Source organism: Kineosporia succinea (assembly GCF_030811555.1).
In the GTDB taxonomy this organism is placed as follows: Bacteria; Actinomycetota; Actinomycetes; order Actinomycetales; family Kineosporiaceae; genus Kineosporia; species Kineosporia succinea.
In genome coordinates this window covers 6,447,555-6,470,781 of the sequence record NZ_JAUSQZ010000001.1, presented here as the reverse complement: position 1 = coordinate 6,470,781, position 23,227 = coordinate 6,447,555, and the positions used below count along the sequence as shown (strand labels likewise).

General features: G+C 71.2%; 23 protein-coding genes. 14 read left to right on the top strand and 9 right to left on the bottom strand.

Going from position 1 to position 23,227, the window contains the following annotated elements:
* Nucleotides 1-159: 159 nt before the first annotated feature.
* Nucleotides 160-1,929: a GAF domain-containing SpoIIE family protein phosphatase gene (locus J2S57_RS28705; RefSeq protein ID WP_307248762.1), complete on the bottom strand. Its 1,770-nt coding sequence runs from the start codon at nucleotides 1,927-1,929 to the stop codon at nucleotides 160-162.
* Between the two features lie 182 nt (nucleotides 1,930-2,111).
* Here J2S57_RS28705 and J2S57_RS28700 point away from each other — a divergent pair, with 182 nt between their 5' ends.
* Together J2S57_RS28700 and J2S57_RS28695 are read left to right on the top strand one after the other, a co-directional pair.
* Entirely contained in the window at nucleotides 2,112-2,564 is a 453-nt protein-coding gene (locus tag J2S57_RS28700) for an STAS domain-containing protein (protein WP_307248760.1), read from the top strand.
* A gap of 158 nt (nucleotides 2,565-2,722) precedes the next feature.
* On the top strand, nucleotides 2,723-3,196 hold the full coding sequence (locus J2S57_RS28695; RefSeq protein ID WP_307248758.1) for an ATP-binding protein: 474 nt from the start codon (nucleotides 2,723-2,725) through the stop codon (nucleotides 3,194-3,196).
* Between the two features lie 284 nt (nucleotides 3,197-3,480).
* On the opposite strand, the gene J2S57_RS28690 is transcribed toward J2S57_RS28695, so the two are convergent.
* The 3 genes from J2S57_RS28690 to J2S57_RS28680 form a co-directional block, all read right to left on the bottom strand.
* Nucleotides 3,481-6,978 carry a hypothetical protein gene (locus J2S57_RS28690; RefSeq protein WP_307248756.1) on the bottom strand — a complete coding sequence of 1,166 codons (3,498 nt, stop codon included), beginning with the start codon at nucleotides 6,976-6,978 and terminating at the stop codon, nucleotides 3,481-3,483.
* A 68-nt stretch (nucleotides 6,979-7,046) separates the two neighbouring features.
* Entirely contained in the window at nucleotides 7,047-7,655 is a 609-nt protein-coding gene (locus J2S57_RS28685) for a hypothetical protein (RefSeq protein ID WP_307248754.1), read from the bottom strand.
* A gap of 11 nt (nucleotides 7,656-7,666) precedes the next feature.
* Entirely contained in the window at nucleotides 7,667-7,948 is a 282-nt protein-coding gene (locus tag J2S57_RS28680; protein ID WP_307248753.1) for a hypothetical protein, read from the bottom strand.
* Between the two features lie 179 nt (nucleotides 7,949-8,127).
* On the opposite strand from J2S57_RS28680, the gene J2S57_RS28675 reads away from it, so the two are divergent.
* Complete coding sequence (locus J2S57_RS28675) at nucleotides 8,128-8,568, top strand: hypothetical protein (RefSeq protein WP_307248751.1); 441 nt, start codon at nucleotides 8,128-8,130, stop codon at nucleotides 8,566-8,568.
* Between the two features lie 11 nt (nucleotides 8,569-8,579).
* Here J2S57_RS28675 and J2S57_RS28670 read toward each other — a convergent pair whose 3' ends face one another.
* The gene (locus J2S57_RS28670) at nucleotides 8,580-8,972 is read right to left on the bottom strand and encodes an MmcQ/YjbR family DNA-binding protein (RefSeq protein ID WP_307248749.1); all 393 of its coding nucleotides are present in this window, start codon (nucleotides 8,970-8,972) and stop codon (nucleotides 8,580-8,582) included.
* Between the two features lie 65 nt (nucleotides 8,973-9,037).
* Nucleotides 9,038-9,463, bottom strand: coding sequence for a helix-turn-helix domain-containing protein (locus tag J2S57_RS28665; protein ID WP_307248746.1), 426 nt, complete (start codon nucleotides 9,461-9,463; stop codon nucleotides 9,038-9,040).
* Nucleotides 9,464-9,554: 91 nt separating this feature from the next.
* Between J2S57_RS28665 and J2S57_RS28660 the strand changes: the two genes are divergently transcribed.
* Together J2S57_RS28660 and trmB are read left to right on the top strand one after the other, a co-directional pair.
* On the top strand, nucleotides 9,555-9,965 hold the full coding sequence (locus tag J2S57_RS28660; RefSeq protein WP_307248743.1) for a VOC family protein: 411 nt from the start codon (nucleotides 9,555-9,557) through the stop codon (nucleotides 9,963-9,965).
* 135 nt (nucleotides 9,966-10,100) lie between these two features.
* Nucleotides 10,101-10,787: a tRNA (guanosine(46)-N7)-methyltransferase TrmB gene (gene trmB, locus J2S57_RS28655; RefSeq protein WP_307248741.1), complete on the top strand. Its 687-nt coding sequence runs from the start codon at nucleotides 10,101-10,103 to the stop codon at nucleotides 10,785-10,787.
* Nucleotides 10,788-10,934: 147 nt separating this feature from the next.
* Here the strand turns inward: trmB and J2S57_RS28650 are convergent, their stop codons facing one another.
* The gene (locus J2S57_RS28650) at nucleotides 10,935-12,413 is read right to left on the bottom strand and encodes a serine/threonine-protein kinase (protein ID WP_307248738.1); all 1,479 of its coding nucleotides are present in this window, start codon (nucleotides 12,411-12,413) and stop codon (nucleotides 10,935-10,937) included.
* 458 nt (nucleotides 12,414-12,871) lie between these two features.
* Here J2S57_RS28650 and J2S57_RS28645 point away from each other — a divergent pair, with 458 nt between their 5' ends.
* From J2S57_RS28645 to J2S57_RS28635, 3 genes are all read left to right on the top strand, one after another.
* Nucleotides 12,872-13,468: a hypothetical protein gene (locus J2S57_RS28645; protein WP_307248736.1), complete on the top strand. Its 597-nt coding sequence runs from the start codon at nucleotides 12,872-12,874 to the stop codon at nucleotides 13,466-13,468.
* Nucleotides 13,469-14,068: 600 nt separating this feature from the next.
* Nucleotides 14,069-14,497, top strand: coding sequence for a hypothetical protein (locus J2S57_RS28640; protein WP_307248734.1), 429 nt, complete (start codon nucleotides 14,069-14,071; stop codon nucleotides 14,495-14,497).
* A 148-nt stretch (nucleotides 14,498-14,645) separates the two neighbouring features.
* Nucleotides 14,646-15,431, top strand: coding sequence for a TNT domain-containing protein (locus J2S57_RS28635; RefSeq protein WP_307248732.1), 786 nt, complete (start codon nucleotides 14,646-14,648; stop codon nucleotides 15,429-15,431).
* Here J2S57_RS28635 and J2S57_RS28630 read toward each other — a convergent pair.
* A complete protein-coding gene (locus J2S57_RS28630; protein ID WP_307248730.1) occupies nucleotides 15,413-16,237 on the bottom strand; it encodes a DeoR/GlpR family DNA-binding transcription regulator in 825 nt (274 codons plus the stop codon). The two genes, J2S57_RS28635 and J2S57_RS28630, sit on opposite strands and share 19 nt — an antisense overlap.
* A 252-nt stretch (nucleotides 16,238-16,489) precedes the next feature.
* Nucleotides 16,490-16,618, bottom strand: a complete 129-nt coding sequence (locus J2S57_RS28625) for a hypothetical protein (protein ID WP_307248728.1) — start codon at nucleotides 16,616-16,618, stop codon at nucleotides 16,490-16,492.
* On the opposite strand from J2S57_RS28625, the gene J2S57_RS28620 reads away from it, so the two are divergent.
* The 6 genes from J2S57_RS28620 (at nucleotide 16,611) to J2S57_RS28595 (ending at nucleotide 23,072) form a co-directional block, all read left to right on the top strand.
* The gene (locus J2S57_RS28620; protein ID WP_307248726.1) at nucleotides 16,611-17,858 is read left to right on the top strand and encodes an ABC transporter substrate-binding protein; all 1,248 of its coding nucleotides are present in this window, start codon (nucleotides 16,611-16,613) and stop codon (nucleotides 17,856-17,858) included. The two genes, J2S57_RS28625 and J2S57_RS28620, sit on opposite strands and share 8 nt — an antisense overlap.
* Before the next feature lie 255 nt (nucleotides 17,859-18,113).
* Nucleotides 18,114-19,055, top strand: coding sequence for a carbohydrate ABC transporter permease (locus J2S57_RS28615; protein WP_307248724.1), 942 nt, complete (start codon nucleotides 18,114-18,116; stop codon nucleotides 19,053-19,055).
* Between the two features lie 5 nt (nucleotides 19,056-19,060).
* Entirely contained in the window at nucleotides 19,061-19,936 is an 876-nt protein-coding gene (locus J2S57_RS28610; RefSeq protein ID WP_307248722.1) for a carbohydrate ABC transporter permease, read from the top strand.
* 52 nt (nucleotides 19,937-19,988) lie between these two features.
* The gene (locus J2S57_RS28605) at nucleotides 19,989-20,855 is read left to right on the top strand and encodes a ketose-bisphosphate aldolase (RefSeq protein ID WP_307248720.1); all 867 of its coding nucleotides are present in this window, start codon (nucleotides 19,989-19,991) and stop codon (nucleotides 20,853-20,855) included.
* 1 nt (nucleotide 20,856) lies between these two features.
* On the top strand, nucleotides 20,857-22,077 hold the full coding sequence (locus J2S57_RS28600) for an ADP-dependent glucokinase/phosphofructokinase (RefSeq protein WP_307248718.1): 1,221 nt from the start codon (nucleotides 20,857-20,859) through the stop codon (nucleotides 22,075-22,077).
* The gene (locus J2S57_RS28595; protein ID WP_307248715.1) at nucleotides 22,065-23,072 is read left to right on the top strand and encodes a class I mannose-6-phosphate isomerase; all 1,008 of its coding nucleotides are present in this window, start codon (nucleotides 22,065-22,067) and stop codon (nucleotides 23,070-23,072) included. The genes J2S57_RS28600 and J2S57_RS28595 overlap by 13 nt, the downstream gene beginning before the upstream one ends.
* Nucleotides 23,073-23,227 lie beyond the last annotated feature (155 nt).

Here is a 23,227-nt window from a genome sequence, read left to right as displayed (position 1 = left end):
CGCCAGCACAGGCGACGCCAGCGCAGGCGACGCCGGCGCAGGCGGCACCTGAACCGGCGACCCGAAGGCGCGCCCGGGCGAGAACCCGGGCGCGCCTCGTCGCCAGGTCCGGCGCCAAGGCGTGCGCCGGGACCGGCGTGCGCCTGAGAACCCGGGCCCTCACCCCAGACGGATCGCCAGCATCGCGCAGTCGTCGTCCGGGTCGTCCGAGATCAGGTCCTGCAGCACCCGGTCGAGCATCTCGGTCACCGGTAGGCCGTGGTGGGAGGCAGCACTGAGCATGAGCTGCGCCTGCCCGGCCGACAGCCGCCGGCCCGGGCGCTCGATCAGCCCGTCGGTGTACAGCAACAGGGTGTCGCCGGGCTCCAGCCGCGTCTCGTGGGTGTGCCGGGGCAGCACCAGCGGGATGCCCAGCAGCAGGCCGGTGGGCTCGTCGAGCAGCTGGGTACGGCCGTCGGCGCTGATCCGCAACGGGGCCGGATGCCCGGCGTTGGCCCAGGTCAGACGACGCCCGGGCCCCTCGTCGTCGGGAGCGTGCAGCACCGCCAGCACGAGCGAGGAGCAGGTCGGCATCGCGAGCCGGGTCAGGGCGGTGTCCAGCCGGCTGATCATCGCGGCCGGATCCACGCCCTGGTCCAGGCCCCGGTCGACCAGCAGCCCCCGCAGCACGCTGCGCACCTGCCCCATCGTGGCGGCCGCGCCGATGTCGTGACCGGCGACGTCCCCGATGATCAGGGCCAGGTCGGCGTCCTCGGCGATGCCGGTCGGCGAGGGAACCGTCACCGCGTCGTACCAGTCCCCGCCGACCTGGTTGGCGCTGGCGGCGGGCACGTACCGGGCGGCCAGAGAAGCGTCCGGGCGAGGGGGGAGCAGGGTGAGCATCGCGTGCTGGAGGGTCGCGGCGGCACTGCGGCGCTCCTGCAGGAGGATCGCGCGGTCGAGGGCCATCGAGGCGAAATGGGCCAGCGCCGAGATGGTCTCCTCGACCTGGGCCTGGGTGCGCCGTCCGTCGGTGCCGTCCCGTCCGTCGGTGCCGTCGCGCCCGTCTTCGTCCTCACCCGAGCTGCGCCACGGCCGGGCCGCCTCCTCGGTCGCCCACGTCAGCACCAGGCGCCCCGGCAGGGTCCCCGACAGCGGCGCGGACAGGCTGCGTCCGTCGTCCGGGGCCCGCCCGGTCACCAGCACGGGCTGCTCGTCGAGCACGAAGCTGGCCGTCTCGGCGTCCAGGTACCCGGCCGACGCCTCCTGCACCACCTCCAGCACGCTCTCCACGCTGCTGGTCGCGGCCAGCGTCTCGGACAGAGCGAGCAGCAGGCGGGAGTGGCGCTCGGACTCCCGGAACACCACGGTCTGCAGCTCGGAGCGGTGCCGCGCGACCTCCGCGTCCTGACCGTGACGTTCGGCGACGGCCCGCGCGGTCTCGGCCTCGCGCCGGCGGTCGAGCGCCTGCGCGCGGGTGTGGCGCAGCACGAGCTCGGCCGAGCAGGCCGCGGACAGGCCGGTCAGGATGTGGATCTCGCGCTCGCCCCACTGCCGGGGCACTCCGTCGATCGCGCACAGGGCCCCCACGATCTGCGTCCCCGCGACCAGCGGGACCCCCAGGTAGGCGACGAGTTCCAGGTCCGTGATGGACGGGCTGGCACTGGTGCGTGGATCGAGGCGGGCGTCGGGAATCGCGACCGGGGCCGAGTCGTCCACCACCAGGAGACAGATCGAGTGAACCAGAGGCGTCCAGCGCTGGGTCTGCCACGGTTCGGGCAGGCCGGCGGCGCCCAGGAAACTCTGCGTCTGCTCGCCGACGAGCGACACCGTCGCGGCGGGCACCCCCAGGATGTCCCGCACCAGCTGGGCGTACCGGTCGAAGCTGAGCGAGAGCTCCTGCTCGTCGGCCAGTGCCTGCCCCGCGGGAGGGGTCGTCGGGTCAGTCATGAGCGGGCGTCAGGTCGCCACTCCCTCTGTGCACCCACCCATTATGCGAGTCCGGCCGGGCCGCGCCTGTCCGGGGAGCGGAGAATTCCGTATGGTGTCGCCACCGGTGTGGTCCAGAACCAGGGCTGACCGCGCACGCGTCCTCCGGACGATCTCTCGTGAACCACAGGGCAGGACGCAGCATGACTGAGCGCACGGACGACCATACGGGTGGTCGCGGTCAGCGGCACCTGAGAGTGGTCGGTGCCCGCACCGGTCAGCCGGGTCTGTCTCCCCGCACCGAACCGGGCTCCTCCAAGGGCGACGTCTCCGTCTACGAGAACGACGGCACCGTCATCGTGCTGCTGCGCGGCAGCATCGACATGAGCCAGGCCCAGGAACTCGAGGAGGCCGGCGGCTACGCGATCGAGAAGGACATGCCGATCGAGGTCGACGTCCGGCACGTCGACCTGATCGACTCGGTCGGCATCTCGTTCCTGGTGCGCGTCGCCGCCTCGATCCGCGCGCACGGCGGGTCGGTCGTGCTGTGCGGCCCGGCACCTGGTGTCGAGGAGCTCCTCACCGTCGCGGGCGCGTCCTCCCTGTTCGTCTGGGCCGAGGGCCGTCTCGGCCCCGACGGCCGGGCCACCCCCTGACCTGCAAGCGATTTCCACCACCTCGGCGCGCGGGGCACAGACGGCCCCTCTAGGCTGATGACCGAGGCCGATCCCTACCAGCGTGGACCAGTCTTGTGCGACGGGCGTCAGCGCCCGTGCCAGACGCTGCAACGATCGGCTAGGAGCGTCGAAGAACCGTGCTCTCCCGCAACCCGCCCCCGGACGTGCTCCGCCACGAGCGCGGCTCCTGGGCCCTGCCCGGCCTGGACCAGCTGACCGGCACCCGCGAGACGATCATCTCCCTGTGCGTGCGCAACCCGCCGATCGTCGTCCCACCCGGTTCGCCGCACCTCGCCGTGCTGACGCACCGCATGGAGATCGTCTGCACCGAACTGGCCGGCAACGCCCTGCGTCACGCCCGTCAGCCGATCCACATCCATCTCTCGTCCACCGCGAGTTCCTGGCTCATCCGGGTCGACGACGCCTCCCCGGACCTCACGCCCGTCGTCGGTCATCCCACCGCCGAGCAGATCGGGGGACGGGGCCTGTCGATCGTGGTCTCCCTGGCCTCGGCCGCGGGCTGGTACGTGCGCGAGAGCGTCAAGACCGTCTGGGCCGAGGTCCCCGACATCCCGCCCGCGAAACTGCTGGCCCGCCTGCGCGAGGCCTGACACCCCACCATGGTGGACGCGGCGGTCACCTCGAGCGCCCAGGCATCCACTCGCACCCGTCCCCGGCTCAGATCCGCTCAGATCGGCCCGGGCGTGCTCAGCGGTCGCGGCGCGGTGAACGTGCGCCCGGGGCCCCGCCTCACGCCATGAGTCATGCTCGTCGGTGAACGGCCGCACGAGCTTCGCTTCACGCGGATCCGACTCCCGGGCGGCTCGTTCCCGAGCGGGCCGGGTGCGAGCTCGGCCCGTGTCCGGCTGATCCGACCGAGTTCTCGGCCGGGCGTCTAGGGCGGCGGTACCTGCCCCGACCCCGCCGGCTGAGACGGCTGCGCCGGGTCGGGCGAGGCGGGCGGCGTGGGAGCGGGAGCCGTCGGTGACTGCGCAGGCGCTGCGCCGCTCGTTGCCGGTGGCGCGGCCGTGGTCGGCGCGGGAGCCGCCGTCGGCGGGCCCTGACCTGCACCGGTCGACGCTGCACCGGTCGACGCTGCACCGGTCGACGCTGCACCGGTCGACGCTGCACCGGTCGACGCTGCACCGGTCGACGCTGCACCGGTCGACGCTGCACCGGTCGACGCTGCACCGGGCGCCGGGGCCGTCGATGCCGCCGCATCCGGGGACGACTGAGCCGGGCTCTGCGCCCCAGCCGGGGATGACGTTGGGGCAGTGGCAGATGGAGCCGCGGGCGATGTGGCTGGTTCGGGCGTGCCCGGACCGGACGGCGAACCGGTGGGCGTGGCCGGACTCTGCACAGCGGCGGCGGGTTGAGCCGGATCGGAGGCCGGGGGAGCGGTTGACGGTGTGGCGGGGGCGGGTGTGGCCGGGCTCGGCGGTGATGATGCGGAGGCGGCCGGATCGGGAGTGCCCGGGCCTTGAGGCGGCGTGGAGGGCTGGGCCGGATCCGGTGCGCCAGGACTCGTCGATGACGGAGAGGACGAGGCCGGGTCCGGGGTGCTGGGACTCTGCGCCGGAGCGGGCGGCCGCGCGGGATCGGGCGTGGCCGGACCTGACGGCGGCGCCGCGGACGCTGCCGGGTCTGCTGACGGGTCTGGGGTGCTCGGGCTCTGCGACGGCGCGGGCGAGGGGGTGGGATCCGGTGTGCTCGGACCCGACGGGGCTGCCGAGGACGCCGCAGGGTCGGGGGCGCCCGGGCCCTGGGGGGCTGTGGAGGACGGGGCCGGGTCGGGTGTCGTCGGACCCGACGGTGGCGCAGCGGACGTGGCGGGGGCGGGGGTGCTGGGGCTCGCGGGTGGTGCCGAGGCCGGGGCGGGGTCGGGTGTGGCCGGACCCGACGGGGCAGCCGGGGCAGCCGGGGAGGCAGCCGGATCTGGCGCGGCCGAGGGTGGCGAGGCCGGGGGCTGGGCGGGCGCGGTCGGGCTCGCGGGCGGTGCCGAGGACGTGGCCGGGTCCGGCGTGACCGGGGGCTGAGGTGAGCTGGACGGCTGGGGTGCGGCCGGAGCCGGGGCGGACGTCGAGGCCTGGCCAGGATCCGGCGTCGCGCCGGCTCCGGACGACACCGGGCCGGACGGGGCCGAGGAGCCGGGCCCGCCGCCCGACGGTCCGAGCGTCGACAACGGAATGTTCTGGCCCTGGTTCGGGCCCGCACCGCTCGGGGCGTCACCGAGGAAGTTGCCGACGGTGCGGTCCTTCGCCGCCGGACCACCCGCCAGACCCGGGATCAGGTTGGCCGCCTCGCCGTTCAGGGCCTCCTCGAACGAGGTGCCCTGCTCGTTCATGGATACGCCCACCTTCGTGAACGTGCTCGCGAACTGCCCGACGTTGTTCGCCAGCTGCTCGTCGAACTCGCCGCGATTGACCTTCTCCGGAATGAAGAAGCCGCTGCCTTGACCGCCAGCACCAGCACCAGCACCAGCACCGGCACTCGTTCCGGCGCCCGTTCCGGCGCCCGTTCCGGCGCCCGTTCCGGCGCCCGTTCCGGCGCCCGTTCCGGCGCCCGTTCCGGCGCCCGTTCCGGCACCTGTACCGGCGCCTGTACCGGCGCCTGTACCGGGCGTTGCCCCGGTTCCTGCGCCGGCGGCGGGTGCGGCTCCCGTCCCGGTTGCGGTGGGAGTGCCTGCGCCGCCTCCGGTTCCGGCTCCCGAACCCGCCGGTGTACCGGCTCCGGCACCGGTGCCCGCTCCTGCGGGGGTCCCCGTTCCGGCAGGGGCCGAGGCCGAGGCCGGGGCAGGAGCCGGGGAACCGGATCCGGCCCCTGAACCGGCTCCAGCTCTCGTACCCGAACCGCCACCGATACCGGCGCCGGCTCCGGCGGCCGCTGCGGGAGCGCCCACCGGGACTCCGGAACCACCGGTGGCCGGCGCCGGTGTCACTGGGCCGGTGCCGGGGCCGGTCCCGGTACCACCGCCGGCTGCACCGGCACCCGTGGGGACGGGGTTGGCCGTGCTGGGAGCTCCGGTTCCGGCACCGCCCGCCGGTGTGGCCGGCGCGCCAGCCCCGGCGCCGCCCGTGGGGCCGGCTCCGGTGCCACCAGCACCGCCCGGACCACCTGTGCCCGGACCACCTGTGCCCGGACCACCTGTGCCCGGGCTTCCGGTACCTCCGCCTGCCCCGGCACCAGCGCCACCGGCACCAGCGCCACCGGCACCAGCGCCACCGGCGCCACCCACGCCGCCGGCCCCTGCGCCACCTGCGCCCCCGCCACCTGCGCCGCTACCACCACCGCGACGACCCTTCGTCGGGATGGCCCCGAGCGCGGCCCCCGCGCCCACCGTCCCGATCGCGGCCACGGCCGAGGGCGCCAGGATGTTGGCCGCCGTGATGTCTTCCTTGTTGCCCGCCTTGGCGACGACCTCGAGCGTCGAGCCCTTCAAGAACGAGACCACGACCTCCTCGGCCGGCCCGACGACCTTGCTGAGTGTGGCGCCGCCGATGGTTCCGTTCTGCAGCCCGGTGCGGAAGGTGGTGATGCCCTTGACCGCGCCGGAGCTCAGGATCTGCTTCAGGCCGGGCAGTTTCGCGATCGTGCCGGCGAACCGGCCGAGCAGCGCGCCGCCGGGAACCAGGGCGATGATGCCGGTGAGGAAGTCGCCGAGCTTGAAATTGCCGTCGCCTATCGCCACGACCTGGTTGAACACGAACAGGAGGCCGCCGAGCAGGAGCCCGACGACGGGGAAGACGAGTGCGATGATGCCGACAATGGCGGCGAGGATGAGCTGGACGAAGAAGTTGTCCTCGAAGAAGTCGGCGATCTTCTGGAACACGTTGCGTTCCTTGATGGCCTTGCTCTCGGCCTCGTCGAGCTCGGCCTCGCAGGCCTGCCGCGCGGTGTCCCGGGCGGCCTTGGCGCCCTGGGCCCGCCGTTTCGCGGCCTCGACCTTGCCCTGCGCCTCGTCGATGGAGTTCTGCCGGGTGCGCGCGGCGCTCTTCTGCTCCTCGGTGGCCTCGGGTGGCAGCGCCTCGACGCTCTGCGCGGCGGTCCCGGCGAACGGGCGCGCGTCGTCGATCGCGGACTTCAGTTCACCCTGGGCCTCGCCGAGCTTGCCGCTGTAGGTCTGGTAGGCGTTCGCGGCCTGCTCGAAACTCTCGACCGTGCTGCGCAGGAACCCCTCGAGCTGGCCGATCTGCTCCTTCAGGGCGTCGACGGCCGAGCCCTTGCCCTTGGTCTCCAGCACCCCGCCGCCCTTGACGAAGTCGAGCGCCACCGAGGCCTGGTCACCGACGTCGCGGTACCGGGCCTCGAGACGCCCGATCTCGGCCGGGTCGCCGGGCGTGGGGTCGTCGGACATGCCGACGAGGGCCAGGTCTGCGCTGCTCGGTCTGGGCACGTCGGATCTCCTCGGAACAGGAACGCACTGCGGGTCGGGACTCGGGGACGGCGGGAGGACGCGGCCGGTCAGGCCGGCGCGAGGACTTCCTCACCGTCGGGCGTGGTGAACCGGAAGGTGGCCGTGATCGCGCCGAACAGCTGGTACACGGTGTCTTTCAGCGGCAGGTTGGGGCTGGCGCAGGACACGATCAGGTATTCCTGCGGGCGGCCGGGCACGGGGAGCATGGTGTGCATCGTCAGCAGCTTCGTGGAGACGTCGGCCGTGATCTCGGCGATCTCGGTGCCGGTGACCCGGGCGGCGGACCCGACGGCGGGCACGGTGACGGAGGTGACCTCGCGGTCGGCGGGCTGCCGGTTCGAGGTGCCCAGCGCGCGGGTGAGCACGGGCAGCGTGAACTCCAGGCCCTCGGGCGTGTTCACCGCGAACACCATGACGTAGGCCATGAAGAGACCGTCGTCGTACATCTCGGCGGTGCTGGCGCTGAACAGGGCGCCGTGCTTGCGGGCCGAGCGCAGCAGGTCGCGGCCGGTGCGGAAGTAGTCGTTGATCCGGGCCTTGGCCCGCGGGTCGGGGGTTGCGGCGAGCGCCTGCGCCCTGGCCGCCGCCAGGTCCTGACCGGTGAGGTCGGTCGTGTTCCAGGTCTCGGGCACGTTGAGCAGGAAGCGTTCACGCATGGTCTCGTCCTTCACTCCGCCACGAGGCTCGCGGCGGCGTCGTTGTCGGTCTGCGCGAACGCGTCGCTCACCTGCTGGAACTTGTCGCGCATCCCGTCGATCTCGCGCACCAGCTGGAACCGGCCGTCGGACCAGCGGCTCTCGAACGAGCCGGCGGCCCGGGCCAGGTCGCGCCCCAGCGCCCGGTCGAAGTCGATGCCGGCGCCGCTGATGTCGATGTTCTCCTTGATCCTGTCCAGGGCCGTTCTGGCCGCGTCCAGCTCGTCGCCGGGGATGAAGATGTCTTCCGCCACCGCCCAGGCCCCTTCCTAGAGTCCAACCCGTACAGGTACAGCCGTCACCTATACGAGAGCGCCCCGGTGCGGGGTTCACCCTCGGATCTGCCCGATCGGGAACCGCCGGGCCGTGAGATCCGGCGACGGTGTGTCCAAAGGCCCGGGCCGCGCCGCCCGGCCCGGCCTATCGTGAGGTCATGAACGCCCGGCCCGAACTCCCGCTCCCCGCGGCCGAGATCGTCGAGCGTCTGAACACCCGCCGCCGGATCCCCCTCACGTCGTGGTCGCTGACCGTCACCCAGGTCACGCTCGTCCTTCGCGACGCCGCTCCACCGCTGGTCGAGACCCTCGTCGAGGTCTCCACCATCCATGTCGCAACCACCCATGCCGCAACCACCCGGGCCGCCATGACCGGGGCCACTGAAGCCCGCACCACGAAGACCGAAACCACGAAAACCGAGACCGCCGGCCGCTGGGCCGTGCGATTCGTGGTGCGCCCCGAGGTGCTCCGGGCGGGCCCGCAGGCGTTCGTGCTGCTCCTGAAGGTCAAGCTGGAAGACTGGTGGCTCACCCGCAACCGGCCCGACCCGGTGCGCTCGGTGTGCGAAAGGCGGCCACGGGCAGAGAGACTCGGGTGACCGGTGCGGCTCTAAGCCGGTTCGACGCCCTTGAGCGCCCGGGCCGACAGCCCGGGGCGTTTGGAGCGGGGCAGTGTGTCGACCACCAGCGTGTACGACGTGCGCACCAGTTCGTCGACCAGACCCTCGTCGAGGCCGTCGCCACCGCGCATCGAGATCCAGTGCTTCTTGTTCATGTGGTAGCCGGGGGTGATCTCCGGAAACTCTTCCTGCAGAGCGAGACTCGACTCCGGCTCACACTTCAGCGTGACCAGCGGCTCGCCCCGCAGCTCACCGGTCAGGAAGAACACCTTGCCCACGACCTTGCACACCTCGTGCTCGGGGCCGAACGGGAAACAGTGCTCGGCCGCCGGCAGACCGGTCGCGACCCGCAGGGCCAGCTCACGCAACGACATTCCGTCCATGGGCAGTGATCCTAGGCGCGAGGTACGACAGTCTTGCCGATCAGCCGAAGGGGACCACGACGTCCTCAGGCACCCCGGGAGGACGAGCGCCGCACCGGCCGCGAGTGGATGCGCGCCACGCACGGCGCGACCCCCGCGGTCTCGCTGTGATCGCGTGCCCGGTAGGCGCTGGGGCTCTCGCCCACCAGCTCGGTGAACCGCGTGCTGAACGTGCCCAGCGACGACGCCCCGACCGCGAAACACACCTCGGTGACGCTCAGGTCGCCCCGTCGCAGCAGGGCCATGGCCCGCTCGATCCGGCGCGTCATCAGGTAGCTGTACGGCGACTCCCCGAACGCGGCCTTGAAACTGCGTGAGAAGTGCCCGGGCGACATCAGCGCGAACCGGGCCAGTGCCGCGACGTCGAGCGGCTCGTCGTACCGGCGGTCGATCAGGTCACGGGCGCGGCGTAGCCGAACCAGGTCCTCCAGCGACGTCACAGGCGCCAGCATCGCACAGGCTCCCTGGCCGTTCGGGGGAAAGAGCCGCCCCGGTCACGAATCGAGAAGTCCAGGTCAGGCCCGGGGCCCTAGCGTGACGGGCATGGACATCACCATTCACCAGAGCTTCCTGCCGCACCTCGACCCGGAGGCCTCGCTGGCCTTCTACCGGGACCTGCTGGGCTTCGAGGTCCGGCTCGACGTCGGCTACGAGAGCATGCGCTGGCTCACCGTCGGCCCGGCCGGCCAGGCCGACACCGCGATCGTGCTCTACCCGCCCTCGGCCGCGCCCGACGTCACCGACGAGGAGAAGCGCGTCATCGCCGAGATGATGGCGAAGGGCACCTACGCGAGCATCAACCTGGCCACGAAGGACCTCGACGGTGCGTTCGAGAAGATCCAGGCCGGTGACGCCGACATCGTGCAGGAGCCCACCGACCAGCCCTACGGGGTGCGCGACGCCGCGTTCCGCGACCCGGCCGGCAACCTGATCCGCATGCAGCAGGTCTCCTGAGGGCTCGTTCCGCACCGGTCCGGCGAGGTGCGTCAAGAGCACAGTGCGGCTTGAGGACGTGGTGGTCGCCCGGGCGGGCCCGGTCCCCTCGGGCGCGGTGTCAGGAGGCCCGGGACGACCGTCGATAATGCGGGGGTGACCGAGACGCCCACCCCTGCTCCTGCTGTTCCCACCTACAAGCTGCGCCGTGGGCGCATGGGCGCGGTCCGGCGGGAGGCGATGGCCACGCACCTGCACCGGTTCGAGCTGCCGGCCGGGAGCGAGCCGATCGACCTGGCGGGGCTGTTCGGGGCGGGGACGCCGGTGGTGCTGGAGATCGGGTTCGGCTCGGGTGACAGCACGACGAGCATGGCGGCCGCCGACCCGGGTACCGGGGTGCTGGCGGCCGACGTGCACACGCCGGGGGTGGCCCGGCTCGTGGTGGCGCTGGTCGCGGCCGAGGTGGAGAACGTGCGGGTGCTCAACGGCGACGGTGAGCAGCTCCTGCGTGAGCGCATCCCGTCGGGGAGCCTGGCCGGGGTGCGGGTGTTCTTCCCGGACCCCTGGCCGAAGGCCCGGCACCACAAGCGCCGCCTGGTCACGCCCCGGTTCGCGGCGCTCGTCGCCGACCGGCTGGCCCCCGGCGGGCTGCTGCACTGCGCCACCGACTGGGAGCCGTACGCCGAGCAGATGGGCGAGGTGCTCGCGGCCGAGCCGGCGTTCGAACTGGAGGGTGGCGGGGCGGTGGGCCGTCCGCAGTGGCGGCCGGTGACCCGCTACGAGGCCCGGGGCCTGGAGAAGGGACACCGCGTGGCGGACTTCCTGGCCCGCCGCCGCGGCTGACCTGCCCGCCGCCGCGGCTGACCGGCGCGCCGCCGCGTCTGACCTGCCGGGCGTCGTCGGTCCTGGTCGCACGGCGGGGCTCGCGTCCGGGCAGCGCCGTCCGGGCGGTGGCAGGCCTGAGAACCAGATGGCCTCCGGGGCCGTGAGCTAGTCGGCGGATCCCGCGACGCCTCCGGTGCCGTCACCCTCGCCGCCCGGGTCCTCGCCGTCGTCGGTCGGCTCGGGGCTGCTGCTCGTCTCCGGGGAGGACGAGGGGCCGGGGTCGTCGGGGCTGGCCGGGGCGCTCGCCGACGGCTTGGGCGGTGTCGGTGACACGGACGTCTTCACCGGGGTCGGCGAGACCGTGCGGCTCGTGGGAACGGTGACGCTGACCGAGGGCTTGGTGCCGGCCTTGCTGGCGCTCGCGCCGGGACGCACCCCGCTGGTCGTGGGCGCGTTCGTAGGTGTGGTGGTGCCGGCCTGGCGCACCGTGCCCTTCTCGGCCCCGGGAGCGTCGGTGGTGGCCTCGGAGCTGGGCTGCTCTTCGGAGCTGGAGACGTCGGCCGCGGGGGCCTTCTGCTGCTTGTCGGGCTGGAACAGCACCAGGCTCCCGGCGATCAGCACGACGAGCAGCGCCGCGCCGACGGCCAGCTGCACGGCCGAGGGCTGACGGCGGCGGCTCACCGGGTCGTGCGTCTGCGTGGGCTGGATGATCGGGTTGCCGCGGGACGCGGTGGCGATGGCCACCTGGTCCATCAGCTGGTCGTAGGCGCTCAGGCCACCGGACGGGGTGGGCGCGTGCACACCGGCCGGGGGAGTGCTGCGGGGCAGGCGGGTGACGGGCTGACCGGTACGCGCGGCGATCGCGACGTGCTTGGCGTTGGGCCGGTCGGCCGGGTCCTTCTCGAGCAGGGCCGCGATCAGGTCGCGCAGGGGGGCGGAGGGGATCGGCGTGAGGTCGACCTCGCCGTGCACGGTGCGGTAGAGCATGGCGGTGGCCGGGCCGGTGCCGAAGGCGGGCTCACCGGTGGCCGCGTAGTACAGCAGGGCGCCCAGCGAGAAGATGTCGGTGGCCGGGCCGACCCGCTGGCCCACGGCCTGCTCCGGCGACATGTACGCGGCCGAGCCGGTGATCTTGCCGGTGCTGGTGACGGTGCTGGCCTCGGCGGCGCGGGCGATGCCGAAGTCGATGACGCGCGGGCCCTGCGGCGAGAGCAGGATGTTCGAGGGCTTCAGGTCGCGGTGGATGACGCCGGCCCGGTGGATCTCGGTGAGCGCGTCGGCCACGCCCGCGGCCAGGTGCAGCACGGCCTGGGGGCTCAGCGGGCCGTCGGCGTCGACGGTCTGGAGCAGGTTGCGGCCCTCGACGAACTCGGTGGCCATCCAGGGCAGCCGGGCCTCGGTGTCGGCGGTGAGGACCTCGGCGGTGTAGGTGCCGGAGATCTTGCCGGCCGAGTCGACCTCGTGCGCGAACCGGCGCCGGAACTCGGGATCGGCGGCCAGGTACTCGTGCACCACCTTGATCGCGACGCGCGTGCCGTCGCGGGACTCGGCCATGTAGACGGTGCCCATACCGCCACCGCCGAGACGGCCGACGACGGCGAAATCACCGATCTGCTCCGGATCCCCGGGCCGGAGGTCGTACACGTCGAGTCATTCTCCTGAGTTCGGCGGATGCCGGGCCTCCGGCGACAAGGGCAGACTAGCGGTCGGATCTGTCCGCCTGCAGGCATATTCCCGAGGTCGGACATAAGCCTGACGTTGGTTTATCACTGACCTGACCCTCGGGTGACGCGCGATTTCGGGCCAGGGCCCGGAAAAGCCGCGGATCGGTCACATCATCGCTGGTGGGGGACGCGGCGGGAGCGTCGGCAGGGCGCTCGTCACCGAACTGGGGGTAATCCCCTAAGGGACATACCGGTATCACGAACGCCCTCCGGTGTATCACCCTGTGGTGGACGTCGCAGGCGCTGACGTACGACTTCCGTCGTATCCGGGAATGCTCCCGTGGGCGGATGTGCTGAAGAACTACTGGTAGCACGCTTATGCATGTCGCCGGACGGTGAGGGATCGTCCGGGGCACGACCTTGGGGGAAACCTTCCAGATGTCCGAGACCATCGCCGACGGTGTCGTCGACCCCGCCGACTACGAGTTCGCCACGGTGCGGGCCCCGCGGCGGCTGGAGTGGGTCTACCGCGACGCGTACCGGCACCTGGGCTGGGTGCTCGACGCCTTCGACCCCGACGGCTGCCGCAACCCCGCCACCGCGAACGTCGTGAGCCTGCGCTTCCGCCGTGAACTCGCCCTGCCCGGCCGTGAGCTGCTGGGTGACCTGCAGCGCGACGCCGACCACGCGCTCGGCGTGATCGCCGCCCGCGAGCGCGTCAAGCTCTCGCTGGTGCAGTCCGCCACCGCCCTGTCCGGGGTCGTCGGGGCCGGCCTGGGCGCCGGTTCCGCGCTCACCCTCGACGACGGCGACCTGCTCACCCCCGTGCTCCTGGCGGTGCTCGGCGTGGTGGTCATGTCGATCGGCGTGCTGATCCGCCGGCCCCTGTCCGTGGTCGCGACGTCCCGCTTCGGCCTGTCCATCGAGAACGAGTACGCCACGGTGCTGCGAGCCGGCGAGGAGGGCGCGGCCCTGCTGGCGCCCGCCGAGGAGACCCCGGCCCCCGAGGTTCCCCTCACACTCGCCCCGGCCTGACCGGTGCGCGAGCACCCCGACCCCGGACGTGGCTGAACAGACCCGGTGAGCAGCGCCCGGTGAGCACCGCCCGGTGAGCACCAACACCTTGCACCACATCTGAGCCCCACCCGGGCACCGATCCCGACCGCGTCGACCGGCTGAACACCTCGCCGGCCCGCCGGGCCGCTCGATCGCCGGGGGAGCGGACGCCACGGTGGCCCCCGCTCCCCACCCGAACGCCGGGTGCCCCTGAGCCCCCGAAGCTGCGGGTCCACCGAGACCCAGGCATACGTAGTGGGCCCGCCCAGCCCCCTGAACCTCCGAACGTCGGGGCCTGCCGAGCCTTTCACGCCGGAAGTCCTGGGCCACACCGGAAGTCTTAGACCACACCGGAAATCCTGAGTCACGCCGGAAGTCCTGAGCCGCACCCGAGGTCCTGGGGCACCCTCCAAATCCTGGGCCACACTCGACGCCCCGGGCCGCCGTCCCAGGTCCAGGCCAAGGTCCAGGTCCAGGCTCCTGTCCCGGGGCCAGGCCCGACCCAGGCCCGCCAGGATCCGGACGCCACTCGCGGATCCGCTCTGGAAATTATTGGATCCAATCTGGCAGGCTGGGTCCATGCGACAGCCGGCTGCCCTTCCCGTCGCCGCACTCGCGGCTCTCGGTGGTCTGCTGCATCTGCTCACCCTGCGCTCGATGCCGTGGTGGTTCGCGGTGATGGCGGTCGCCTGCCTGGTCTGTGCGGTGCACCTGCTGCGCTCGCGGTGCCGCCGCGCCCTGGTGATGGCGGCGGTGATGGCCGTGGTCATGGTCGTGGTGCACGTGGGCTATCTGCTGGTGGTCACGCCGTCGTTCGCCGGGACGGGGCATCAGCACGGCGCGGTGCTGAGCGATGCCGCTCTGGGTGGGGCGGGAGTGGTCGGCGCGCATCCGGGACACCTCAGCCTGCTGATGCTGCTGCCCCTGCTGCCGGAACTGGCTCTGCTGATCCTGGCCGCCCCCGCCCTGCGCCGCACGGCCCCCGCCCTGACGCTCCGGCGCCCCTGACCTGAGGGGCGTGGGAGGCCGTCCGGGACGCAAGATCATTCCTCCGCGTCCGCCTCCGGGATACCGGTCGGTTAGCTGGCTAGGGTCACCTGCGGAACATCGGGGGAGGCCGGAGCAGATCCGGCCCGGTTTCGTCGGGGGATCCGAAATGCATCGTACGAACAGCCTTCTCGCGCGCCTGCGGCACGCCTCGATCGGGCTGCTCGCGGCCGGGATCGTCCTCGGGGCCGGCCCGGGAACGGCGGCCACGGCCACCGCGGCCACCGCACGCCCGGCCGTCACCTCCGTCGCGGCGAGCGCGGCGAGCGCGGCGAACGCGGGCTCCGTCCACACGCTGACGTCGGTCTCCGCCCGTACCGCAGCTGCGGTACACCTCGCCGCCAAGCCCCGGATCGCCGACTGCTCGGCCGATTTCGCCGACGGTGACCGCCGCCTGGGCCCGGCGACGCTGCCGAACACCGGCCGCGTCGGCCACGAGCTGAAGGGCTACCACCGCACCGGTTCGCTGAGCGCGTCCGCCTTCCTGGCGCAGTACTACGACTCCGCCGCGAACAGCTGGATCTACCCGCCGCAGAACGGGTACGAGCTGCGACCCGACGGATCGCCGATCGTCTGGCGCCGCACCCTGCGGGTGGGCCGTGAACTCGATCGCTTCGGCAGCGAGTACGGCGGCTTCCTGAGCCCGGCGGGCACCCCGTACGCCGAGCGCGCCATCCCGCCGTCGAACCTGGCCGGTACCCCGGCGCCGGGCTGCAACTACCGCCGCTACCGGGTGGTGCGGGCCTTCGACGTGGCCGCCGGCCCGATCGCTCCGTGGTTCGCCCAGCGCGGTGACGGCTGGCAGTACCAGCTGGCCGGGGCCTTCGTGACGGGCGCCCCGGCCCAGCTGAACGTGCTCTGGCTGGTGGAGGCCGGTTACCTCGAAAGGCTCTGAGGAGTCAGGATCTCGACCCCGGCCGCCTCCAGTGCCTCGCGCAGGTCGGCCGGGGGCGGGGCGTCGGTGATCAGGTAGTCGGCCTGGCCCAGGGCGCTGATCTGGGCGAACAGCCGCCGCCCGAACTTGCTGGAGTCGGCCAGGATCGCCACGCGGGCCGAGCGCGCGCACATCTCGCGCATCATCTCGGCCTCGGCCAGGTTGCTCGTGGTGTAGCCGGCGTCGGCCGAGACCGCGCCCACCGCGATGAGCGCCAGGTCGCAGCTGACCTGCAGCTCGTTGCCGCCGGCGGTGCGGAAGCTGACCGACCCGACGGTGGTCTGGGTGAGCAGCCGCACCGCGCCGCCGACCAGATAGACGCCCCGCAGCGCGCTTTCGGGGATGGCCGGGGGGATGGGCAGGCTGTTGGTGGCCACGGTCAGGTCGCGGTGGTTGCGCAGCGCGCGGGCCACGGCCAGCGTGGTGGTGCCGCCGTTGAGCATGATGGTGAAGCCGTCTTCGATCAGGCCGACGGCCAGGGCGGCGATCGCGTCCTTCTCGTCCTGCTGCAGTTTCAGCCGCACGTCGAGGGTGCTGTCGACGGGCGACATGGTCGACTGGCTGACGGCCCCGCCGTAGGTGCGCACCAGGACGCCGTCGCCGCTGAGCTGGTCGAGGTCACGGCGGATGGTGTCGCTGGAGACGCCGAAGCGCTCGGCGAGCTCGCCGACGGTGACCTGCCCGGCCTCGGACACGTAGGCGGCGAGTTGCGCCTTGCGGCCGGCCGGGAGGTGTCGCTGCCTCTCGTCGGGTTCCAGTGCTGTCACGGCCCGTTCCAATCTGTGCGGCATGGTGCGTGCGAACCATGCGCTTCTTCGGCACGTCGTTGTGCTTAGAACAGCAGATCCTTGCATCTGCGGAGCAAAAACGCTGCAGTTCGGCCCCATCGACGCGCATGAACAGAAGATGGCAGGGCCATTAATCCGGCAGTCTACGCGTAACGGGCGCGCATGTATGCGGTTCTCTGCCACTGACTGCGTTTCTGATCCGAACTTCTGCAAGAAGACCCTTGTAGAACCTCAACACTCCTTGTTACTGTCGCGGAACTCAGCAGAGAGCGGTATCTCGACAAGGGAGTTGAGAATGTCGGCAGTCAGCGGTGCCAGTAAGGCCGTCAGGCCGAGGCGGCTCATCGGGATCGTGTCCACGGCAGCCGTCATCGGTGTCCTGGCCGCGTGCGGTTCCGGGTCCGGTTCGGCCGGTGCGAGCGGTGGCGGCGACGTCAAGCTCGAGTTCGCCCAGTGGTGGGCGGCGGAACTCCCCGACGGGGCGTTCGACAAGATCGTGGACGAGTTCGAGACGGCCAACCCGGGGATCACGGTCGAGCTCGTGACCGCCCCGTACGCATCGACCAAGCAGCAGCTGGTCTCGGGAGCGGCCTCGCGCACGCTGCCCGACGTGGTGGGCCTCGACGGGGCCTGGGTCAACGACTTCTCCAAGCAGGGCGCGATCGCCGACCTGTCGGAGCTGATGTCGCAGGCCGGGTACGACGAGAGCCAGCTGGCCAGCCAGATCAAGGTCGACGGCGCCACCTACATGATCCCGGTGGTCAACTTCGTCTACCCGTTGTTCGTCAACACCGACCTGCTCAAGGAAGCGGGCGTGAACGACGTGCCGGCCACGCGCACCGAGTTCGTGGAGGCGGCCAAGAAGATCAGCGCCCTGGGTGACAACAAGAAGGGCTGGGCGCTCCCGCTCGACACGAGCGCGCCCAACGGCGCACAGAACGACGTGATGTCGTGGCTGTGGGCCTCCGGCGGCAGCATGCTCGCCGACGGCAAGCCGAACGTGAACACCCCCGAGGTCAAGTCCGTGATCGACATGATCAAGGGCCTGACCGACGCGGACGCGGTGGCCCCCGGCTACCTGACCATGAAGGAGCAGGACAAGGTCGAGAAGTTCACGACCGGCCAGATCGGGATGATGATCGACTCGCTCGCCCACATCAACCTGATCAAGGAGAACGCCCCCGACCTGAACTTCGAGGTCGCGGCGATCCCGGCCACCGACGGCTACTCCGGCAAGCGCGGCATCCCGTACGCGAGCTGGGGCATCGGCGTCGCCGACTCCTCCGAGCACAAGGCCGAGGCCTTCAAGTTCGTCGAGTTCCTGATGAGCAAGGACGTGAACTCCGAGCTCTCCACCCTGGCCAACGGGTTCCCCGGCAACACCGGATCGACCCCGGACTTCAGTGACAGCGACCCGAAGTTCGAAGAGGCCTTCTCGATCTACCAGGACGGCACGCCGGCCAACGAGTTCACCGGCCTGCCCAAGTCCGAAGACCTGATGCGCGTGCTCAACGAGCAGCTGCAGGCCGTCCTCACCGGCAAGACCAGTGTCGACGACGCCCTGAAGAACACCCAGGACAACTGGGCATCCGTCTTCTGAGGCCCCTCCCGGTGAAGGACCCCCGTCCCGAACCGTCCCCCTAGTCGGGGGGCCGCACCGCGAAACCAGCGCCGTGAACCAGCAGTCAGGCCAGCGCCTGCTCGGTCCCGGTGCGGCCCCCGCCTACCCAGGAGGTGCTCGATGGAGCCCGCGCACCCGACCGCGAGCCCAACCGTCACGGGCCCTGAGAACCCGACCGGAACGTCCGCAAGCAACTCACGAAGCCCCGGCAGTTCGAGAAACGCAAGCAGCACCGTGACCCTCACCAGAACCCCCGCACCCCAGGCAGTTCCACCCCCGGCACCGCAGAGACTCAGCCCGCGCCGCCGGGCCGGGCGGGTCCTGACCCCGTTCGGCTACCTGACCCCGACGATGATCCTGCTCGTCATCCTGATGGTCGTCCCGATCGTCATGGTGATCAGCTACTCGTTCAAGGACAACGTCATCGTCGAGCGCAACCCCGTGCTCGTCGGTTTCGCCAACTACACCGAGATCCTCACCGACCCGAACTTCCGCACCGCCCTGAAGAACACCGGCATCTTCATCTTCGGCAGCATGGGCGCCCACCTGGTGCTCGGCCTGGCGTTCGCGATGATGCTGAACTCGCCCCTGCTGGGCCCGGTGACCCGCAGCGTCTTCCGGGTCCTCTACATCCTGCCCTGGCTGTTCACGATCGCCGTGGTCGCGGTGCTCTGGCGGCTCATGCTCGACCCGGCCGGCGTCGTCAACTACGTGCTCGACAAGGCCCACCTGATCGACGGTCAGGTCGACTGGCTCGCCAGTCCGGGAACCGCCCTGTGGGCCGTGCTCTTCATCAACATCTGGTCGGGCTACCCGTTCTTCATGATCAGCATCCTCGCCGGTCTGCAGGGCATCCCGAACGACCTGTACGAGGCCGCCGCCGTCGACGGCGCCGGCCCCTGGGCCAAGTTCTGGAACGTCACCGTCCCGCAGCTGCGCCCGATCCTCGTGAGCATGGCCGTGCTGGACCTGATCTGGACCAGCCAGCAGTTCGCCCTGATCTGGATGACGACCGGCGGCGGCCCGCTCAACAGCACCGAGATGCTCAGCACCTACGTGTACAAGCAGGCGTTCAGCAGCTACGAGTTCGGCCTGGCCAGCGCGGCCGCGGTGATCGTGCTGCTCCTGACGATGCTCCTGGCGTTCTTCTACGTGCGCCAGCAGCGGGAGAGGTGAGCCGCATGACCGCCGTGACCACCACGTCCACCATCCACCACCCGAACCGCGCACCCAGGCACACCCTCAAGAAGATCGCCCTGATAACAGGCCTCAGCATCGGCGCCGTCTTCGCGGCCGCCCCCGTGCTCTGGATGATCTCGACCTCCCTCAAACCCAACGGCGAGGTCATGCAGACCCCGCCCCAGCTGATCAGCGGCAACCTCAACTTCGACGCCTACACCACGGTTCTCACCGATCCCGGCAAGCTGCGGTTCTTCGTCAACAGCTACGTGGTCGCGCTCGCGGTGACGGCTCTGACGCTGCTGGTGGCGATCCTGGCGGCGTACGCGTTCAGCCGGTACGAGTTCCCCGGCAAGCGCCTGGTGAACATGGTGATCGTGAGTGTGCAGGCGGTGCCGCCGATCACGCTGGTCATCCCGTACTTCGGGCTGATGGTGTCGCTGGGCCTCTACAACACCTATCCCGGGCTGATCATCACGCACATGGTGTTCACGTTGCCCTACGCGATCATCATGATGACGGCCTACTTCAACACCCTGCCGCGTGAGCTGGACGAGGCGGTGAAGGTCGACGGCGCCACCGGGTGGACGGCCCTGTGGCGGGTGCTGGTGCCGATCTCGGTGCCGGGCATGATCGCCGTGGGGGTGTACACGTTCATGATCTCGTGGAACGAGTACCTTTTCGCGCTCACCCTGACCCGTACCGACGACATGCGCACGGTGCCGATCGGGATCCAGCTGCTCATGGGCCAGCACTCGTACGAGTGGAACGAGATGATGGCGATGAGCATCCTCGGGTCGATCCCGGTCCTCGTTCTCTTCCTCGTCTTCCAGCGGCGTTTCATCGGCGGGCTCTCCGCCGGTGCCGTGAAGTCCTGAAGGCCGCATCCCGAAGTCCTGAAATCCCAACCCCCCAAGGAGAAGAGCACCGATGCTCACCACCGGCAAGAAGATCCTGGACGTCGCGAACGAGCACAACTTCGCCGTGCCGGCGTTCAACATCAGTGACTGGGCGATGTTCAACGGCGTCGTGGAGATCTCCGAGGAGACGAACGCGCCGCTGCTGGTCGCGATCCACCCGGACGAGGTCTCGCACATCCGGCACGAGCTGATCCCGGCGATCCGGGAGCGCGCGCACAGGTCCAGCGTGCCGATCGCGATCCACTGGGACCACGGTGCGGACATCCCGCAGATGCTCACGGCGCTGCGCATCGGGTTCACCTCGGTGATGATCGACGGCTCGATGAAGTCGTTCGAGGACAACATCGCGATCAGCCGCAAGACGGTCGAGATCGCCCACGCGGTCGGTATTTCCGTGGAGGCCGAGCTGGGCACGATCGGCAAGATGGACGAGGACCCGGAGGCGGAGGCCGGCGCCGACGTGATCCTCTACACCGATCCGCAGGAGGCGGTGACGTTCGTGAAGCAGACGGGCGTCGACAGCCTGGCGGTCGCGATCGGCACCTACCACGGTCTGTACCCGCCCACCCTGAAGCCGGAGCTGAAGCTCGACCTGCTCAAGAAGATCAAGGCCGCGGTCGGTATCCCGCTGGTGCTGCACGGTGGTTCGGGCAACCCGGACGACGAGATCGCGCAGGCCGTGAAGCTGGGCGTCAACAAGATCAACATCTCCAGCGACATCAAGGTCGTGTACCACAACAAGATGCGGGAGGTGCTGCTGGAGAAGGGGCTCCGCGAGCCGAACAGCATCCAGCCGCCGTGCATCGACGCGCTGAAGGAGGTCGCGCAGCACAAGATCGAGCTGTTCGACGCCGCCGGCAAGGCGAAGCTGTACTGAGATGACGTCACGAGTCGTTCTGGGCCTGGGGGGCTGTGTCGACTACGAGGTCAGGCTCACCTCGGTGGGCCTGGAACGGCTCGTGGTCACCCACGGCATCACGGCCGGGGACCTGTCACTGCGGCCTTCGGTGATCGAGGACGAACGGGGCCTGGTGGTCTCGGTTCTCACCTACCTGCGTGAGGGCCGGGGTGGTGAGCACTTCGTGGCCTCGGCCGCGGTGCTGGAGGAGTTCGCGGCGCGGTTCCCCCGGGAGATCGCGCTGGGGGGCACGTCGGTGCGGGCCGGGTTCACCCTCGACCGGCTCGGCCTGGCCTCGACGCTGCACCTGGTGACGCTGAACGAGCACTTCCGGCGGTTGCTGCCGGCCCGGGTGGACTACGTGTCGAGCTCGTCGCAGGACAGCGTCTACCCGCATCTCATCACGCAGTTCGATGCCGGGCTGCGGGTGCGGGTGGGCGACGTGGAGGTGGTGGCGCCGTCCGCGAACCGGCTGATCTACGTGAACGACCCGGCCAACGAGGAGCTGGTGCTCGCCGGTGAGCTGGGTGCGTTGCTGGGGCAGTCGCGGCTGTTCCTGGTCAGTGGCTTCAACGCGATGCGGTCTGCGGCGCTTCTGGCCGAGCGGCTGGCGGATCTGCGGCAGCACCTGGTGCAACTGCCGCGGGAGGCGTTCGTCTACTACGAGGACGCGGCGTTCCACGAGCCGGAGTTCCGGGCGGCGGTGCGCGAGTCGGTGCTGGAGCGGGTCGACGTGTACGGCCTGAACGAAGACGAGATGCAGCACTACCTGGGGCGCCCGGTGGACCTGCTGTCGGCGCCGGAGGTGTGTGCGGCGTTGCGGGAGCTGCACGCGCTGATCCCGGCGCCGGTGCTGGTGGTGCACACGAAGTTCTGGTCGGCGGCGGTCGGGGTCTCGGCGCCCTCGTACCGGCAGGCCCTGGACGCCGGGATGCTGATGGCGAGTGTCCGCTACGTGCACGGGGATTCGTTCACGGACGAGCAGATGGACGCGGTGGCCGGGTTGCCGAGGCGGGCGGAGTCGGTGTCGTTCGTGGGGGAGCTGGAGGCGACGGCGGCGCTGTCGGGGGCGGTGGTGCGGGCGCGGCCCGGGTGGGTGCTGGACGTGGACGTTCCCACCACGGTCGGCCTGGGTGACACTTTCGTGGGTGGGTTCCTGTCGGCGGTGTTGCGGGAGAGGGCAGAACAATGGACGTCGTAGAGCTTTCGTCGCAACGCCCGCCGGAGCGCTTCTACCGGGGCGGGGCGCGGATCGTGGCTTTCCGGGGGCTGGCGGGCCCGGTGCCGTCGCGGGAACCGGAAGACTGGGTGGCCTCGACCACGACGTTGTTCGGTGAGGCGTCGCTGGGGCTGAGCGCGCTGCCGGACGGGAGGCTGCTGTCGGCGGCGGTGGCGGCCGACCCGCTCGGGTGGCTGGGGCCCGCGCATCTGGAGGCGTTCGGGGCGGACACGAAGCTGCTGGTCAAGCTCCTGGACGCGGGGCAGCGGCTGCCGGTGCACGCGCACCCGCACGTCTCGTTCGCGGCCGGGCACCTCGGGCGGGCGCACGGCAAGGCGGAGGCCTGGTACATCCTGTCCGGCGGGGTGGTGCACCTGGGGCTGCGAGCCGATGTGGGGCCGGCCGAGCTGTCCTCGCTGGTGGCGTCGCAGGACACGGACGCGCTGCTGGGGCTGCTGCACCGCATCGAGGTGCGCCCGGGCGACGTGGTGTACGTGCCGCCGGGGGTCCTGCACGCGATCGGCGAGGGGGTCTTCCTGGTGGAGGTGCAGGAGCCCGAAGACCTGTCGATCCTGCTGGAGTGGAAGGGCTTCGACCTCGACGGGGCGCGCGACGGTCACCTGGGGCTGGGCTTCGACGTGGCGCTGGGCGCGGTGGAGCGCACGGCCCGCACGATCGAGGAGATCGCGCTGCTGGTGCGCCCGGCCGGCTTCGGGCCCCAGGTGCTGCCGGAGGCGGCGGGGGAGTACTTCGCGATCGAGCACGTGGCGGTCTCCGGGGAGGTGCGCCTGGAGCCCGGGTTCGCGGTGCTGGTGGTGTTGGCGGGGACGGCCGCGGTGATGCCGACCGGCGGCGCCGAGGTGTCGCTCGACGCCGGGAGTACGACGGTGGTGCCTCACTCGGCCGGAGTGCTCCGCGTGCTGGGACGGGCCGAGCTGCTGGTGTGCCGGCCACCGTCGGGAGCGACGGGCGCCTGACCGCGGCTGCGGGGGCAGTCCCATCGTCTGCCCGTCTGCCTGCTCAGGACGAGCGATAACAGGCCGTTGCGCCTTACGTCACACTCCCTCGACAGCCGCCCCGACGCCCGGGGTCAGCGACACGACCCCTGGTGCCGACGCGTCCTTCATGGGCC